This window comes from Methylocystis rosea SV97, from assembly GCF_000372845.1.
Taxonomy (GTDB): Bacteria; Pseudomonadota; Alphaproteobacteria; order Rhizobiales; family Beijerinckiaceae; genus Methylocystis; species Methylocystis rosea.
In genome coordinates this window covers 208,889-226,357 of sequence record NZ_KB889964.1, presented here as the reverse complement: position 1 = coordinate 226,357, position 17,469 = coordinate 208,889, and the positions used below count along the sequence as shown (strand labels likewise).

The 17,469-nt window shown below is 60.3% G+C and carries 10 protein-coding genes and 2 pseudogenes; 7 read left to right on the top strand and 5 right to left on the bottom strand.

Annotated elements, in window-relative coordinates:
• Positions 1-31: 31 nt before the first annotated feature.
• From ilvD to A3OO_RS23840, 7 genes are all read left to right on the top strand, one after another.
• Positions 32-1,795 carry a dihydroxy-acid dehydratase gene (gene ilvD, locus A3OO_RS0120110; protein ID WP_040574100.1) on the top strand — a complete coding sequence of 588 codons (1,764 nt, stop codon included), beginning with the start codon at positions 32-34 and terminating at the stop codon, positions 1,793-1,795.
• 27 nt (positions 1,796-1,822) lie between these two features.
• Positions 1,823-2,080 carry a hypothetical protein gene (locus tag A3OO_RS23845; RefSeq protein WP_156824976.1) on the top strand — a complete coding sequence of 86 codons (258 nt, stop codon included), beginning with the start codon at positions 1,823-1,825 and terminating at the stop codon, positions 2,078-2,080.
• Between the two features lie 44 nt (positions 2,081-2,124).
• Positions 2,125-3,228: a dihydroorotase gene (gene pyrC, locus A3OO_RS0120105; protein ID WP_051080425.1), complete on the top strand. Its 1,104-nt coding sequence runs from the start codon at positions 2,125-2,127 to the stop codon at positions 3,226-3,228.
• 182 nt (positions 3,229-3,410) lie between these two features.
• Complete coding sequence (locus A3OO_RS22400) at positions 3,411-4,094, top strand: DUF6671 family protein (protein ID WP_245257244.1); 684 nt, start codon at positions 3,411-3,413, stop codon at positions 4,092-4,094.
• A 567-nt stretch (positions 4,095-4,661) separates the two neighbouring features.
• Positions 4,662-6,197: an acyl-CoA carboxylase subunit beta gene (locus A3OO_RS0120095; protein WP_026223191.1), complete on the top strand. Its 1,536-nt coding sequence runs from the start codon at positions 4,662-4,664 to the stop codon at positions 6,195-6,197.
• 992 nt (positions 6,198-7,189) lie between these two features.
• A complete protein-coding gene (locus tag A3OO_RS0120085; protein ID WP_018409639.1) occupies positions 7,190-8,827 on the top strand; it encodes a formylmethanofuran dehydrogenase subunit A in 1,638 nt (545 codons plus the stop codon).
• An 877-nt stretch (positions 8,828-9,704) separates the two neighbouring features.
• A complete protein-coding gene (locus tag A3OO_RS23840; RefSeq protein WP_156824975.1) occupies positions 9,705-9,968 on the top strand; it encodes a hypothetical protein in 264 nt (87 codons plus the stop codon).
• A 229-nt stretch (positions 9,969-10,197) separates the two neighbouring features.
• On the opposite strand, the pseudogene A3OO_RS22395 reads toward A3OO_RS23840, so the two are convergent.
• The 5 genes and pseudogenes from A3OO_RS22395 to A3OO_RS0120050 form a co-directional block, all read right to left on the bottom strand.
• Positions 10,198-11,338: pseudogene (locus tag A3OO_RS22395) on the bottom strand (aminotransferase class III-fold pyridoxal phosphate-dependent enzyme).
• Between the two features lie 170 nt (positions 11,339-11,508).
• Positions 11,509-12,414, bottom strand: coding sequence for a sulfate adenylyltransferase subunit CysD (gene cysD / locus A3OO_RS0120065; RefSeq protein ID WP_026223190.1), 906 nt, complete (start codon positions 12,412-12,414; stop codon positions 11,509-11,511).
• 92 nt (positions 12,415-12,506) lie between these two features.
• Positions 12,507-13,754 (bottom strand): crotonyl-CoA carboxylase/reductase, encoded by a 1,248-nt coding sequence (ccrA, locus tag A3OO_RS22390; protein ID WP_245257258.1) that lies wholly within the window; start codon positions 13,752-13,754, stop codon positions 12,507-12,509.
• A 173-nt stretch (positions 13,755-13,927) separates the two neighbouring features.
• Positions 13,928-14,566 (bottom strand): annotated as a pseudogene (bioD, locus tag A3OO_RS22385) (dethiobiotin synthase).
• 280 nt (positions 14,567-14,846) lie between these two features.
• A complete protein-coding gene (locus A3OO_RS0120050; protein ID WP_018409631.1) occupies positions 14,847-17,456 on the bottom strand; it encodes a YbcC family protein in 2,610 nt (869 codons plus the stop codon).
• Between the last annotated feature and the right edge of the window lie 13 nt (positions 17,457-17,469).

Below are 17,469 nucleotides of genomic sequence, written 5' to 3'. Positions count from 1 at the left end.
CCTGGTGGCGCAATCAACCGAGAGGCGTTTAATGGAGGATCACGATCAATCGGCGGGCCCGGGAGCGTTCCTTGCACAGGGCGCTGAAGAAAAGAGGGGTCTCCCCAGCCGGCACACAACTGTTGGTCCTACGCGCGCACCACATCGTTCGTTTCTTTACGCCATGGGCCTGTCCGCACGGGAGATCGCCAATCCTTTTGTCGGCGTTGTCACGACTTGGAATGAAGCGGCTCCGTGCAATATCTCGCTGTCTCGCCAAGCGCAGGCGGTGAAGAAGGGCGTCGCTGCAGCCGGGGGCACGCCGCGCGAGTTCACGACTATCGCCGTGACCGACGGCATCGCCATGGGCCATGCCGGCATGAAGGCGTCACTTGTTAGCCGTGAGGTTATCGCGGACTCGGTTGAACTATCGGTCCGAGGTCATTGCTACGACGCGCTCGTTGGACTCGCTGGATGCGACAAGACCCTGCCTGGACTGATGATGGCCATGTTGCGGCTCAACGTCCCATCAGTGTTTCTCTATGGGGGGTCAATCCTTCCGGGACGGTTTCGAGGGAGAGACGTCACGGTCCTTGATGTGTTCGAGGCCGTCGGCGCGCATGCGGCTGGCGCAATAACCGATGCGGATCTCGCCGAGCTCGAAATGGTCGCTTGTCCATCTGCAGGCTCCTGTGGCGGTCAGTACACCGCCAACAGCATGGCCTATGTATCGGAAGCAATAGGCCTCGCGCTGCCCGGGTCCGCCAGCACGCCGGCGCCGTACGATTCCCGCGACCGCTTCGCGGACGCCGCCGGTCGCGCAGTAATGGCGCTCCTCGCGAAAAGGTTACGGCCTCGAGACATTGTTACGCGCAAGGCCCTCGAGAATGCGGCGGCGGTTGTCGCGGCGACCGGCGGGTCGACCAACGCCGCGCTGCATCTGCCGGCGATAGCAAATGAAGCCGGCATCCCTTTTGATATCTTCGATGTTGCGGCGGTGTTCCGGCGGACGCCGCTCATCGCCGACCTCAAGCCAGGCGGTCGCTATCTCGCAAAGGACGTGCACGACGTCGGCGGCGTGCCGGTGGTGCTAAAATCCCTTCTGGACGGCGGCTTTCTGCATGGCGAGTGTTTGACCGTGAGCGGACGAACATTGGCCGACAACCTCGCGGAAATCGAAGTTCCTGAGAACCAGGACGTGGTTGTGCCTACAAAAAGGGCGATCTCACAAACCGGAGGACTCGTCGGGCTTGAGGGCAATCTCGCCCCGGAAGGCGCGATCGTAAAAGTGGCGGGACTGCGAACTTTAGTTTTCTCCGGGCCTGCGCGCGTCTTCGACACGGAGGAGGAAGCCTTTGAGGCCGTAATGCAAAAGCGTTACCGGTCGGGCGAAGTGCTCGTCATACGCTACGAGGGTCCGCGCGGCGGCCCTGGCATGCGCGAAATGCTCTCCACGACGTCGGCGATTTACGGTCAAGGATTGGGAGAGAAGGTCGCGTTGATTACAGACGGCCGCTTTTCGGGAGCTACCCGCGGCCTTTGCGTCGGCCATGTCGGACCGGAAGCCGCCGTCGGCGGACCTATCGCGCTCATAGAGGACGGCGATGTGATCGAAATCGACGCAAGGCGCGGCGCATTGTCGGTGAGGGTCGATGCCGAAACGATGGGCGCGCGCCGTGACCGCTGGCGACCGCGCGAAAACGCATACCAGTCTGGGGCGCTGTGGCGGTACGCGCAGACGGTCGGGCCGGCCGGGAAGGGCGCTGTTACACACCCGGGAGCGGGAGCAGAAAGCCACGTCTATGCCGATATTTGAGAATCGGTCCAGACCTGAGTTCGGGCGATGATGGTCGCCATGTTTGGCGATTTCGATTCTGCTTTTCCCCAAGAAAGTGACAAAGGCATTTTGCTTTCTCCGATGGGTCGTCCTGTGACTACGGACGAAATGATCGTATCTGGTCGTGACGGCTATCAGGCAGTTTGTGCGAAAAGCCGAGGTCATTGCCTTGCCTTATCAGGACAACCTAACCGCGACACCCCGCGCTCGGGGGGGCTCATGATTGGACCATCCAGATACGAATTGCTTGGTTTACTCAAGTGACCAAGAAGGCGGGTGGCCTTAGGTCTTAAACATGGTCGACTGTCATGTCTGGTTTTAGCGACCCGGTGACGATTAGGACTCCGACGCCCGGCGCGGCGACCAGATTGGTCATCCGGCAGCCGGACGATTGGCACGTGCACCTGCGTGACGGCGCCATGCTGGGGACAGTGGTCAACGAAACAGCCCGGCAATTTGCGAGGGCTATCGTAATGCCGAACCTCGTTCCGCCGGTGACGACGGTTGCCGCCGCGGAGGCTTATCGCTCGCGCATTCAGGCGGCGCTCGCGCCGGGTCTCGCGTTCACGCCGCTCATGACCGCGTACCTCACCGACACTATTGAACCAGGCGAAATCGAGCGGGGCTTCGGATCTGGCGTATTCACAGCGGCCAAGCTCTATCCGGCGCACGCGACCACCAATGCCGCGCAAGGCGTGACCGATATCGAGCGCATCTATCCTGTCCTCGAGGTGATGCAGCGACTTGGGATGCCGTTGCTGGTGCACGGTGAGGTCGTTGACCACCGCGTCGACGTCTTCGATCGCGAGGCTGTTTTCATCGAGCGTGTTCTCGCGAAACTTCTCGCGGCATTTCCGGCGCTAAGAGTGGTGTTGGAGCACATAACGACCGAGGAGGCGGTCGCGTTCGTCGAGACCGCCGGACCGAACCTCGGCGCGACGATCACGCCGCATCACCTGGTCATCAATCGAAACGCGATGTTCGAAGGCGGTATCCGCCCGCACCTGTACTGTCTTCCCGTCGCCAAGCGGGAACGGCATCGACTGGCGCTGCGCCGCGCCGCGACATCGGGCAATCCGAAGTTTTTTTTGGGCACGGACTCAGCGCCGCACGCGGTGGATGAGAAGGAGTCCGACTGCGGATGCGCTGGCATTTTCAACGCTCCCGTGGCGTTGGAAACTTACGCCGCGGTTTTCGACGAGGAAGGCGCGCTGGAGAGACTGGAAGCCTTCGCCGCCGAACATGGTCCCCGCTTCTACGGTCTTTCCCTCAATACGGGCTCCATCGTCCTCGAACGGATATCGCGACGAGTGCTCTCAACCATGGTTGTCGCCAACACTCGCATCATACCATTTCAGGCGAACGCTACCCTCGCCTGGACGTTCCGCGGGCGATCCATCGGCGGTTACTAGCATGGCCGAATCGCGCCATCCCTACGCGGGTCGAACGGCCGTGATCGCCACGATGCACCGCAAAGGAAGAGGCCGTTGCGCCCGCGCTCATGTCGACGCTCGGCTTAATCGTCACGTCAACGCCTGGACTAGATACTGATCAACTTGGCACGTTCTCTGGAGAGATTCCGCGCGAGGGCACGATGCTCGACGTCGCCTTGCGCAAAGCGCGTTTGGGCATGAGCGCCGCAGGTGTGCCGCTTGGGCTTGCGAGTGAAGGCTCATTTGGTCCGCATCCCGCTATTCCGTATATTCCTGCGGGCATGGAGCTCCTGGTCTTTGTCGATGACGAGAGGGGAATTGTTGTCACCGAAAGCTTAGTCGCCGAGAAGACGAATTATGATCATCTGGTCATCTTGCCCGGGGCAGCATCCGAGGCGTTTTTGCAAAGGATCGGTTTTCCGACCCATGGGCTGATCGTGCGGCCGAACGAAGGTGAGGTGGCGTCTGCTCTCGCTAAGGGCATTGTCGACCCCGACCGCTTAAGGCGCGCCATTGAAGCAGCCGCTGCTGTATCATCGGATGGCCGGGCGCGCATGGAGACGGACATGCGCGCTCATTTCAACCCGACGCGGATGGAGAGTCTTGCCATTTTGGCCGAACGCCTGGCGCAGCGCTTGGCGCGGCAATGCCCGGCCTGCGGCGCGCCGGGTTTTGGTCGGACCGGATCTCGCGCGGGTTTGGTCTGCGAAGACTGCGGCGCGCCCACTGAGTTGGTCCTTGCGGAAATATTAGGGTGTCCCGCTTGCGATTATACGGAAGAGCGCTCTCGAGGCGATGGACTGCAGCGCGCGCCGGTTCAGCACTGCCCTCTGTGCAACCCATGATGCATTGTGAGAATACCCAGCTCCCGGACCTTCCGGTGACACTGACCCAGTGTCACTTTCCTCGCAGGATTCTCCGTGAGGTGGAGAGCAAGCTTCGCCGGTGACGCGGTCACGCGCACCGTTTCAGCAAGAGGATCTGTGGCCTTGTGGGATCGACCCCTTGACGGACCATCTTCGGCCTCATGGCTTCGCACTGGAGGGTCTGCGCGCGCGCTGCATCCGCAGTAGATTGATCTTTCGCTTCACCGAATGGAGTATCTTCGCGAGATCCGGGCCGATTACGACCCCATGCGAGTTTTTTTGAAACAAATTCTTAGACATTTTGAAACTTTGCAACGCTGGAAATCCGCCTAGACTGGCAAAGACATGCAATCCTTTACGCACTCAGACGCCAAAGTAATGGCTCGAATGAATCGCGTAAAGTTGAGGAGCGGACATCACGACGAGGGATGGAGGCCAAATGAAGGGCATTTGCGATGGATTTGCGCAACATATGTTGAATCTCAGGAGATTTCGGCGGTCTTGTCGGTGCGATCTTCGCTACGAAATGCGTAAGGACAATATTTGGTGAAACATATTCTAGAGGGGCTCGAACGGCGGCGCGCGTCCGCGCGGCTTGGCGGAGGCCAAAAGCGGATTGAAGCGCAGCACGCCCGCGGCAAGCTCACGGCGCGAGAGAGAATCGAACTGCTGCTCGATCACGGCTCGTTCGAAGAATTCGACATGTTCGTCGCCCATCGCTGCACCGATTTCGGCATGGATCAGGGCGAGAAAATCTCGGGCGACGGCGTCGTCACCGGTTGGGGGACGGTCAACGGACGCGCCGTCTTCGTCTTCGCCAAGGATTTTACCGTCTTCGGCGGCTCACTCTCCGAGACTCACGCGCAAAAGATCACCAAGCTGCAGGACATGGCGCTGAAAAATCGCGCCCCGATCATCGGCCTCTTTGACGCGGGCGGCGCACGCATCCAGGAAGGCGTTGCGGCGCTCGGCGGCTATGGCGAGGTCTTCCAGCGCAATGTGCTGGCCTCGGGCGTCATTCCGCAAATCTCGGTGATCATGGGCCCATGCGCCGGCGGCGACGTTTACTCGCCGGCGATGACGGACTTCATCTTCATGGTGCGCGACACGAGCTATATGTTCGTGACCGGACCCGACGTCGTGAAGACCGTGACGAACGAGACCGTCACGGCGGAAGAGCTCGGCGGCGCTTCGGTGCATACGACCAAAAGCTCGATCGCCGATCGCGCATACGACAACGACGTCGAAGCGCTGCTGCAGATGCGCCGGCTGATCGATTTTCTGCCCTCATCAAATCTGGAGGAGCCGCCGGAATGGCCGGCGTTCGACGAGGCGGACCGCATGGACGATTCGCTCGATACGATCATTCCGGATAATCCCAATAAGCCATACGACATCAAGGAGCTCATCCATAAGGTCGTCGACGAGGCTGACTTCTTCGAGATTCAAGAAGCGCACGCCCGCAATATTGTGATCGGCTTCGGCCGCATCGAAGGGCGCACGGTCGGTTTCGTCGCCAATCAGCCCCTCGTGCTCGCCGGCGTGCTCGACATCGACGCCTCCAAGAAGGCGGCGCGTTTCGTGCGTTTTTGCGACTGCTTCAACATTCCGATCGTCACCTTTGTCGACGTGCCGGGTTTTCTGCCCGGCACCGCCCAGGAATATGGCGGATTGATCAAGCATGGCGCGAAGCTGCTGTTCGCATACGCCGAAGCGACGGTGCCGAAAGTGACCCTCATCACGCGCAAGGCGTTCGGCGGCGCCTATGCCGTCATGTCCTCGAAACATCTTCGCGGCGACGTCAACTACGCCTGGCCGTCGGCGCAGATCGCCGTCATGGGCGCGAAGGGCGCCGTCGAAATCATCTTCCGCGCCGACATTGGCGACGTAGATAAAATGGCCCGCCGCATCAGCGAGTATGAACAGCAATTTCTGTCGCCTTTTGCGGCGGCAGAAAGAGGTTACGTCGATGCCGTGGTTGCGCCGCGGGACACGCGAAAGCGAATCGCTCGCTCACTCGCCCTGCTCCGTGGAAAGGGTTTTGAGAATCCGAGGAAGAAGCATGATAATATCCCGCTATAGCATCTGTTTTGGCTTGTATATGGCTCGTTCGAACGGGGAAGCCAAATAACGTTGTCTGCGTTGCGATCACGCGCGAACTCTCCGCCTTCGTTTGGTGATCGCGACGAATGATGCCCTCTTCGCCGTCGCCTGACGGCTTGGCCCGTAAAGGCATGGCGGAACCACGCACGCGAGCACGAACATCTGCGCCTGGCGGAGACGGTGGCGCGGTATTGCAACGCTCGCTGTGATTGTGCGGCCGGCAAAAATCGACGCTCGGCTTGAGGCAGAGCCAGGCCCGAGACCAATACGCGGTCTTACGCCAACCGCGCATCAGAGTCCGATCAACCGGCGTCTCGAGGCTCCCGCCTCCGGTTATGTGGCCACATGGCTTCGACCGCCGCCGCGTTGAAAAAGGACATGAGAAAATCGCGCCGAGCCCGCCGCTTCAACCATTCTCAAGGGTCGTCGTGCGAAGGAAGGAGGATCACTTCGGCGGAGATTCTATCCTGCGCGAGACGCGCGGCCCTCGCACGCAAGGTGGACGGCTCGCTATGAACCAAAAAAATCGTCGTGCGCGACGCCGCAGCGGAAGCCACAGCGCTTCATCGCGATGAAACTGTCGGGCGTCACGGACAGCGAGTCGATTCCGCACTCAACGAGGAACTCGGCGAATTCCGGACGGGCGCCTTTGTATGGGCGCGCCCCGACGGCGGGGCGCGCCCATACAAACGAAAAACGAGTTCGTCATTATGAAATAGATTATTCGATAAAGAGAAATTTAAACAAGGTTTGCGCGCGTCTAGTATTAGGCGAGTAATTGTTACGTCGAGGGGAATTTGTCTCTTTTTCCGAGTCGGGCAGCGACATCTTCGGGCTGGCGTCACGCATGATGCGGTGCTGATGAGTCAGGAAACCGGCGGCATGACGCTGCGCAGGGCAAGCGCGCCGACGGACGCGCCGAGCGTGGCGCAGGCGATCGGCGCCATTATGGCGGAAGTTTCGGAGGGCGCATGGCGCTGACAGTTTTGCGCGGCGGCCATATCGTCGATCCGGCGACCGGCCAGGACGCGATCGGCGACGTGTGGTTCGAGGACGGCCGCATCGTCGAGCGGCCCGACGGGCGCAGCGCCGACAAGGAGATCGACGTCTCCGGCCATATCGTCATGGCCGGCGCGATCGATATCCATTCGCACATCGCCGGCGGCAATGTGAACACGGCGCGACTGCTGCTGCCGGAGCTGCATCGCGCGATTCGCGCGCGGCTCGCCGACACGCCGCTGTCGACTGCCAAATGGTCGAGCTACGAGACCGGCCGTCTCTACGCCCAGATGGGCTTCACCACGGTCGTCGAGCCGGCGATGGCGCCGCATCACGCGCTGCAGACCCATCTCGAATTCAACGACGTGCCGATCATCGACAAGGGCGCGCTCACCGTGCTCGGCAATGACGACTTTCTGCTCGGCATGTTGCGCGACGGCGAGACGGACGGCGCGATCAACGATTATGTCGCGCAGACCGTCGAGAACACCCGTTCGCTCGGCCTCAAGTGCATCAACCCCGGCGGCGTCGAAGCCTTCAAGGAGAACATGCGCGCCTTTGGGCTGGACGATGTGGTGCCGTTTTACGGGCTGACGTCGCGCCAGATTTTCCAGGCGCTGCAGAAGTCGACTCAGGCGGTGGGCATCGCCCATCCGCTGCATCTGCACATGAACAATCTCGGCCTTGCCGGCAATATCGACACGGCGCTCGCGACGATCGACGCGGCGCAGGGGCTGCCGCTGCATCTCGCGCATGTGCAGTTCTACGCCTATGGCAAGGAAGGCAAGAACGGCTTCTCGTCGGCCGGCGCGCTCTTCGCCGAGAAGATCAACGCGAATCCAAATGTTTCCGTCGACGTCGGCCAGGTGATGTTCTCGGACACGGTGACGATTTCGTCCGACGTTCTGAAACAGTTTAACAGCCTGCCCGGCGCGATCCCGAAGAAGGGCGCGATCTTCGACGGCGACGCCAATGGCGGCGGCATCGTGCCCTACGTCTATAAGGTTTCAAATTACTACAACGCCATCCAATGGGCGGCGGGCCTCGAGCTCTTCCTGCTCATTGAAAATCCCGAGCAGGTGTTCTTCACCACCGACCATCCGAACGGCGGTCCCTTCACGACCTATCCGGAACTCTTCGCGCTGCTGATGAGCGCTGATCTTCGCGCGCAGCATCTTGCGCGCCTTCCGGCTGAGGTGCTGGAGCACACCACGCTGCCGTCGATTTCGCGCGAATACACGCTTTACGAAATCGCGCAGATGAGCCGCTCCGGCGCCGCGAAGCTCTTTGGCTTTGTCGATCGCGGCCGGCTCAGTCCAGGCGCCGTCGCCGACATCGCCGTTTATAAACCCGGACGCGACGTCGCCGGCATGTTCCGGCGCGCGGCCCTCGTGTTCAAGGATGGCGCTCTCGTCGTGCGCGATGGCCAAGTCTCGCATTACACGCGCGGCAAGACGCTGCATATTCGCCCGCGCTACGATGGGCAGATCACGAAGCGTCTCGATTCCTATTACGACGAGCTTTACGGCCTGCCGCGCAGTATTTTCGACGTGCCCGACGCGGCGCTGCCGCACAAGGACGCCTTTGCGGAGGTTCCATGCCGGATATAATTCGCAACGGCGTGACGATTGACGACAATTTCGCCGAAGCCTTCCCCATGAGCGGAGGGGTATGCGCTTTATGCTATCGACGACAGCGGCGCTCTGGACGGTGGCATCGAGATAAGGATGCCCATGCAATCGACGGGCGCTTCTCGGGCGCTACACGGAGCGTCCGAGAGGACCTTAGAGTTGAATGAAGAGGACACTGCGCCGATGTTACACTTCGATAAGTGCCTTCTGCTCTTGGTTCGATCTGGTAGTGACATTCCCCGCGCTTGCTGGGAAGCCGGAGAGTTTCTAGCGTTTCGCGCGCGATTCCCAACAAGTCATGAGGAGCACCATCCGGAGTTTGTCGGAATATGGGTCGACCCGTTGGTGGTCGATTCACCCCCCGAGCTTTTGGGTCGCACCTCGGCATATGGCCATCGTGCATTCCGGATCCGCGAGTCCTTCGGCTCGAGTGGGATATGGCTATTGTGTTGGCTAGATGCTGTACATGGAAGCACCTCAGCGGATCTCGGAGCTTTACGTGAATCGTTGGTGTTAGCCTTGGTTGAACATCAGGCACTTCACCAACATCATACTACTCCGCAGTTCGCTCCAGTCTTCGATGCGGCCGATGGGTTGGCGCATATTTGTCTTCAGACCGAGCGGCTACGAACATTGTTTGCAGAAATAATTGGCGAGCCCCTCACATGGAACAGAACGACTGGATCCATACGGCGTGTGGACGAATTCGAGCACGCAGAGGCCAGCAGCGAAGTTGACGACTGATCTGAATTAAACTTTATGAATTGATCGCGTTTTCTGCGGTCAGGCGAGTCCCCGCCTAAGCGGAGCGGGATCTAGCGCCAGAGTTCTAGGCGCGATCGAATAGGAGCCCCGAATGAGAATTAGAGAAATGTCGGCGGCGGTGGTCGCGCTTGCCGGCCTCTTCCTTCCGCTTGAACCCGCGATGGCGCGCGACCGCTTTGAGTTCGGAAATCCGCGCGCTCATTCCGGCGCTCATGGAATCAAGAACCATCGCCACAATGGCGTCTGGATCGATAATGACCGCGGACATTGGGGCGCAGATCGCGGCCGGCGCTGGGGCCATAGCCACGATCACTTCAGCCCGCGGGGACATGGCGGCCATCACTGGGGCTGGTGAGGCGCGTGGCGCGGAGTCCGACCGTTTTCGAGTCAAGGCGGGACGCTTTACGCTTTAGAAACGTCACCGGACGGCGGCTTCCCAAGCAGGCGCTTGAGTTGTGCGACAACGGCTTCGATCAGTCCGCTGCGGGCGCGCCGGGTCGATCTCGACGGCCGCCATATTCGCCATCACCTTGGCGAGATTACCGGTGGGAAGCCCCGCGCTGACCTCAATGCAGGATCGCCACTTATAAAGCTTTGGCAGTCGCCACGACTGCATCCGTCAATGCCCGCAGTTCTGCATCCTGAATGTTCAGCGCGGGAGTGAGGTAGATGCAGTCCGTCAACGTGCGAATCCATACGCCCTGCGCGAGCAGACTGGTTCGGACCCTTGCGTGATCCAACGGGCTATTGAATTGCACGACACCAATCGTCCTAGCACTCGTACATCGATGACTCTTGGTAGATCACGGCAGGGTTCAAGGTCGCGCTTCAGCGCGAACTCTACTCGCTGCGCCTGCTCCAACCTGGGCTCGCTCTCGAATAGATCCAGAGATGCGTTCGCGGCGCTGCAAGCGAGGGGATTTGCCATATAGGTCGGGCCATGCATGAGGGCTTTCTGGTGATCGTCGGACCAGAACGCCTCGAAAACATGAACACGAGCGAGCGTGGCCGCCAACGTAATTGTGCCTCCAGTCAGCCCTTTCCCGATACACCGGTGAAAATCTCGTCGGCGATCATAATGATGTCATGTTTTGTGCAAAGATCTCGCACACTCCGCAAGGTCGCCGCATCATGAAATTTCATGCCTCCCGCGCCCTGCACAATGGGCTCGATGATAACAGCAGCGATACGATCTCGCTCACGTCTCAGCAAATCATCTAGGGCTGTCTGTGTCTCCTTGTCGCGGGGGAGATCGGCCAAAAAATTCTTTGGAAGGTAATTCCCGAAGTGGCTGTGCATGCCCTCGTCCGGATCGCAGATCGCCATGCACGCAGTTGTGTCCCCATGGTAGCCATGGCGAAAGTGGACAAATTTTGTGCGCCCCGTTTCTCCCTTGTTCAACCAGTACTGCACAGCCATCTTGAGCGCAACTTCTACCGCGACCGAACCTGAATCGACGAAAAACACCCGGGTAAGATCGCCGGGAGAAATCGCGGCGATCCGTTTGGCGAGACGCAGTGCCGGTTCGTGGGTTATTCCTCCAAACATGATATGTGGCATACGCTCCATCTGCGTGCACATAGCAGCCAGAATGTGCGGATGATTGTAGCCATGACATGCCGTCCACCAGGAACCTACGCCGCCGATTAACTCGCGTCCGCCTGCAAGTCGAATGCGTGCGCCGCGTGTTGCGTCAGCGAGCAAAGGCCGCGGCTCGGCTTTCATTTGGGTGTAAGGCAACCAAATATTGGCGCCATCGACACCTCCCCCATCCTCCTCACTATACGAGTGCCCGTCGTTGGAGCAGATCATGCAATTTCTCTAGGATTTACTTCCATAAATGGCGCGCGGTCTCCAGCTCATGACATTTTAGCCTTCACCAATTAGCGGTGGTGCTAGAAATAGCCTTCACGCTTCTTTTGCTCGAGCGAACCGCCGTCCTCGCCGTCGCTGATGCGCCCCTGCCGCTCAGAGCATTTCGAACGCAATGTTTCCTCGACGACGGTTTCGATATCGGCCGCTTCGGACACGATCGCGCCGGTGACCGGCCAGCAACCGAGCGTCCGAAAGCGGACTGTCTTCATCACGACCTGCTCGCCGGGCTGGAATCGCATCCTGCTTTCGTCGTCGACGACGACGAACGAACCCTTTCTCTCGACGACTGGCCGCGGCGACGCGAAATAGAGCGGCGCCAGTTCGATCTTGTGCATCAGCACGTAATCCCACAAATCCGCCTCGGTCCAGTTTGACAGCGGAAACACCCGGGCCGATTGCCCTTTGCCGAGGCGCAGATTGAACTGACGCCAGAACTCGGGCCGCTGCTGACGCGGATCCCAGACGTGCTTGTCGCTGCGCACTGAAACGATCCGTTCCTTTGCCCGCGACCGCTCTTCGTCGCGCCGCGCGCCGCCGAAAATCACATCGTATTTTCCGTGATCAAGCGCCGCTTTCAGCGGCTCGGTGCGCATGAGCAGCGTATATCGGTCGCCATAATCAAACGGGTTTATGCCGGCGGCGCGCCCGTCTTCGTTCGCATGGGCAATCAGCGTGAAGCCATGCGTTAGCGCGAATGAATCGCGAAAGTCGATGAGGGCTCGGAACTCCCAGGTCGAGTCGATATGCAGCAGCGGGAATGGCGGCTTGGCTGGATAAAAGGCGCGGAGCGCGAGATGCGCGAGCACGGTTGAATCCTTACCCGCTGAAAACAGCATCACCGGTCGTTCGGCTTCGGCTACGGCTTCACGAAGAATATGGATGGACTCCGCCTCGAGCCGGGAAAGATGAGAAATTTGGCCCTTCAAAACGACGCCTTTCCTCTCACCCACAGCGGAGCCCTTTGCGGTCGACCGCCGAGCGATCGGCCGACCCGGCGCCGGTCGCCAGTACTCGCCAATCACGCCGATTCGGAGACGCGTGCGCCTTCGCGCGCCGCGGCGATCGCCTCGCTGAATGTCTTGAGCCCGGGCTTTGGCGCCATAACGAGCGCCGCCATGTTGCCGGGCGCATGTTCGTTCTTCCACATCTTGGTGTGGGCGAGGGGAATCTTCTCCCAGGAAAAGACTTCCGACATGCAGGGGTCGATGCGGCGGTCCAGGACGAAGCGATTGGCGGCCGACGCCTGCTTCAGATGCGCGAAATGCGAACCCTGAATGCGCTTCTGCCGCATCCAGACATAGCGGGCGTCGAAGGTGAGGTTGAAGCCGGTCGTGCCGGCGCAGAACACCACCATGCCGCCGCGCTTCACCACGAGGCAGGAGACCGGGAACGTCTGTTCGCCCGGATGTTCAAAGACGATGTCGACGTCCTTCTTGCCGGTGATGTCCCAGATCGCCTTGCCGAAGGCGCGGGCGTTCTTGGTCCATTCATTGAACTCGGGCGTGTTGACCTTCGGCAACTGGCCCCAGCATTTGAAGTCCTTGCGATTGATGACGCCCTTGACGCCAAGCGACATCACGTAGTCGCGCTTGCTCTCATCCGAGATGACGCCGATGGGGTTGGCGCCCGAGGCGGCGCAGAGCTGGACGGCGAACACCCCAAGGCCGCCGGAGGCGCCCCACACCAGCACATTGTCGCCCGGCTTCAACTGGTGCGGCGCGTGGCCAAAGAGCATGCGATAGGCGGTGGCGAGCGTTAAGGTGTAGCAGGCCGCCTCCTCCCAGGTGAGGTGCTTCGGGCGCTCCATGAGCTGGCGGTCCTGGACGCGGCAGAACTGGGCGAAGGAGCCGTCCGGCGTCTCATAGCCCCAGATGCGCTGCGAGGGCGAGAACATCGGATCGCCGCCGTTGCACTCCTCGTCGTCCCCATCATCCTGGTTGCAGTGGATGATGACCTCGTCGCCGACCTTCCAGCGCTTCACCTTGGAGCCGACCGCCCAGACGATGCCCGAGGCGTCGGAGCCGGCGACGTGATACGGATTCTTGTGAACGTCGAGCGTCGACACCGGCTCGCCCAGCGACGCCCAGACGCCGTCGTAATTGACGCCGGCCGCCATCACGAGCACCAGCACGTCGTGGCTGTCGAGTTCCCAGGTCGGCAAGACCTCGAGCTGCATGGCGGTCTCCGGCGGCCCATGCCGCTCCTTGCGGATCGCCCAGGCGTACATGTTCTTCGGCACATGCCCGAGCGGCGGAATCTCGCCCATCTCATAGAGGTCTTTCTTCTTGGTCAAATTTCCGTCTCCTTGACGAGTTGCGCTGGTCGAAAGGCGCCGCCTTTTGGCTGGCGGCGCGGCATTTAGTTTGACGCCCTTCCAATGGAGAGCCGTCGAACTGGGAATGAGGGAAGACCGGCTCTCCGGCGAACCGGGAACAAATTCTATTGCTTGGCATATTGCTCGAATTCGGCGACGCGAAAGCTCGCATTGAAGGTCGCGCGCAATGTTTCCCGCGTGAGAAGGGCGACGAACGGAAGTCGGCCGAGAACGCGCGCGCCGCCCATGGTCCCGATCGTGGCCTGGGTGTTCTCGTTCTCCTCGCCGACGAAGGCGACGCCAAGCAACGCAATATTCCGTCGCCGCAGCGCCTCGATCGACAGGAGGCTGTGATTGATGGTTCCGAGAGACGTTCGCGCCACGAGAATGACGGGAATTCTCCAACGCGCCAGCATGTCGATCGTCGGAACTCGAAGGGTCAACGGCGTCATCACGCCGCCGGCGGTTTCAATGACGAGCGGACGATCGCATTGGGGTAGCGCGAGGCGTTCTGGATCAATCTCGACGCCGTCGATTTCGGCTGAATAATGCGGCGAGACCGGTGTGTTCAGGCGCCATTTTTCGGGCAGCACGCGCGCCGGTGAAAGCCCGGATAGCCGGGCGACGGTTTGCGAATCCGTCTCGCCGTCGAGACCAGACTGCACGGGTTTTCAGTAATAGGCGTCGAGCGCCTGGGCGAGCGCGGCGGAGAAGATCGTCTTTCCCACCCCCGTGTCGGTTCCGGCGATCACGAAACTCGTCACTAGTCGATGCCTCCCTCAGCTTAGTTGCGACGGCACGGTGTCGTAGCCGACCCTCAGTGCGCGCAATGCGCGGAATGTTACGACTGCGCCACAAACCGCACACTCCGGCGCTGCAAAACAGACGATCGCAGCAGGAAATGTATCGATCCAGTTCCCATCGAAAGGCTAGGCAAACATCGTGGGTCTGAAAAATTCAAACTTTAGAACGGGTCATTCGAAATAAGCTAACAGAATCATGTGTGACGCCCGAACTCGTTGAGCCGGTGGCGGCAGCGCGCGGCTAGACGCTGTTCGTAGTGTCGTCCGCCACGGCTCGCCAATCGCCAAACGTATGATAGCTGCGTATCGTATCCCCCACGTCGTCGAAGCAGTAAAGGTGGAGCCAACGATTGTTCACGAGATCGCGAACGGTATCGTTCTTACGGATAATCTCCTCGATTGCGGCTTCCGGCGCTTCGATGAAAACATTGAGCCGCAATGGCTCGTGAATGAAGCGCTTGCCGTCATGGACGGACTGCCATGGCAGGCCCACCTTAAGATCGCCAGCGTTTCCCTCAAGAACGCCAATCTGGCCCACGACGTTGTGCAGCGTCTTATTGCCGCTGCCGAAGACGCGATTGTTCACCGTCGAACCGAAATATTGGAGGTTAATCCAGCTCGCAACGACCATCGGCGCCGTCATGATCAGCTCCAGCACGCTATATCCGTCATCCTTCGTGTGGTCATAGCTGTGCAAGAATGCGCGCCCGCCGAGATCGAGCCCCCGCGTGCGCTCGCGCCGCGCGGCGATAAACGCCGCATTGCCGGCGAGACCCCATTCGGGACGAACCTGTGACCAGTCGCGGCTGCGCGCGACAATCTTCGCATCGATCCCTTCCTGTCCGGCGAGCCCGAGGATCACGGAGCGCTCCATGCGAGCCAGCGAAGAGGCTTTAGCCAGCCAGGCTTTGAGTTCGCTAATGTCCTTGGTGTGCGACCTAGGGGCCTTTTCGACGTCATACAGTCGCACCTCGTCCGTCGTCGTATCGTGCAAGGCGCCTAGGAACCATGTGTCATGCGGAATATGGATTCCCTTGAGCGCAAGGCCTTCTCGCACATGGGCGTCATTGAGGATGGTCGCGGCGACTCGGGCATTGGCTTCGCCCGTGTGTCCGCCGCATGCGCCGCAATCAAGCCCCGTGGCATGCGGGTTATTAACAGTCGTGCTTCCATGCCCGGCAAGCATCACCAGACGCGCGAAATTCTCCGTCATCGACATGGCCTTGAGAACGGCCACCGCCATGGCGACGCGCTGACTCTCCGTGAAGCCGGTGTTGCGTCCACCGACAATCCGCGGCTCAACGCTCGGGCCCACACGCTCGATCACGGCGCGATCAAGGCCATCGAGATTGGGATGCGGCGCGACGCGCGTCAGGCCCAGACTGTCGGAGAGGATCTTGCCGGCGTAGAGGAATGCCGCCGATTCGACGAAGGCGAAGGAGGAGACTGCGGAAAGCTTGAACGCCTTCCAAGCCTTGCTCGCACGACGCCGGAGCAGACGAAGACCAAGAACCTCTTCCTTTTCTTCCTCGGATGCCTCGCCTACCGCTTCGCATACGATGAAAGCCGGCCTCAGGAGTACCGGACATTGTGCGCCGCCCTTGCTGTGGCCGATCGGCACATACTCGATCGGGAAACCGAAGAAGCCCGCGAAGCCGATAGTTTCCACTTGCGGGCAAACGGTCTCTAGTGCGCGGCGGTAGATTTCAGAGCGGACGTCAATGCAAAACGCCGCCTGCAGAACTGCGCGTTCCTTCTCGCGCCTTTTAGTCCGCTTCATATTTTCATGCAGTCTTGCGACAAGCCGCCGCTGAAACGCGATTTCATAAGCGTCCTGCAGGATGAGATCGATGGTGAGATCGGCATCGTTATTAAGGCATTCATCCTGCGGCTTCGCGGCGGCGATACGCATCGCTTCCGACCATGCGGAAGAGAAGGCTGCGTCGGAACGGGACTGGAACAGGCCATATCCATAAGCAACACGAATGGCCAGGAGCTGCGTCAGCGTGTCGTTGGGTTCGCCATAAAGCTCCGAATTCCAGACCAGATACCGCGCATAGGCCGCCCAGCCGCCAATGTCGAAGAGCGTCCGGTGCAGATAGTCGTCGATCGCGCGATCGGCAATTCCTAGTTTTTCGATCACGGCCCCGATGGTTTCCACTGGGTCATCAGGCAATGCGACAATGGCGCGGCGGAATCCACGCACACCCATGGCTTCTGGATTGCGATCATAGCGCGCGGCGGCGCGCCAGGCGGCATAAGGCTTCATGTCGCGATTGGGCATACGCCAACTAGCCTGGCCGTCATCAAAATAGGCCGCGCACCACCGCGAAATATCGTCGATCATAAAGCCGACCAGCGACGCTTGCCGGTCTCCATCGGCAAGCGCGTCGAGCACCTCGGCCACCGTCGCAATCGCCGCATGATTGGGGGCGTCAGCTTTTGCAGCACTCGCCGCCGCCTCCTTCAGTGCGGCGACGTCAGCCGGCCCGTCAGTTGTGTTCGACGATCTAGCGAGCGCGGCTTCAAGGTCGGCGTCTGAAATAGCGCCGGCCTCGATCGCTTGCCGGTAAAAGCCGCGCGGCATGAGCATTCGGGTTTTTGCCACACGCTTGAGGGTCGCCGCGGTGCTGGCGAACGACTGGTTAGCAAAGCCAAGAAACGGATTGACGGCGACAAAATGCTTCAGCGGCCAAAGCGGAGCGATCTTGTGACAAGCGCGGTCGATCGCCACTTGCAGCAGCTTGCGCCTGGCCGGCGAGTCGGAGAATCGCGGAAATTCTTCCGGCGCTAGATCGAGTGACGCCGTATCGGTGATAGTGTCTTTCAGTTCGCTTTTGAGCTGGAACATGCTTGCTCTCCGG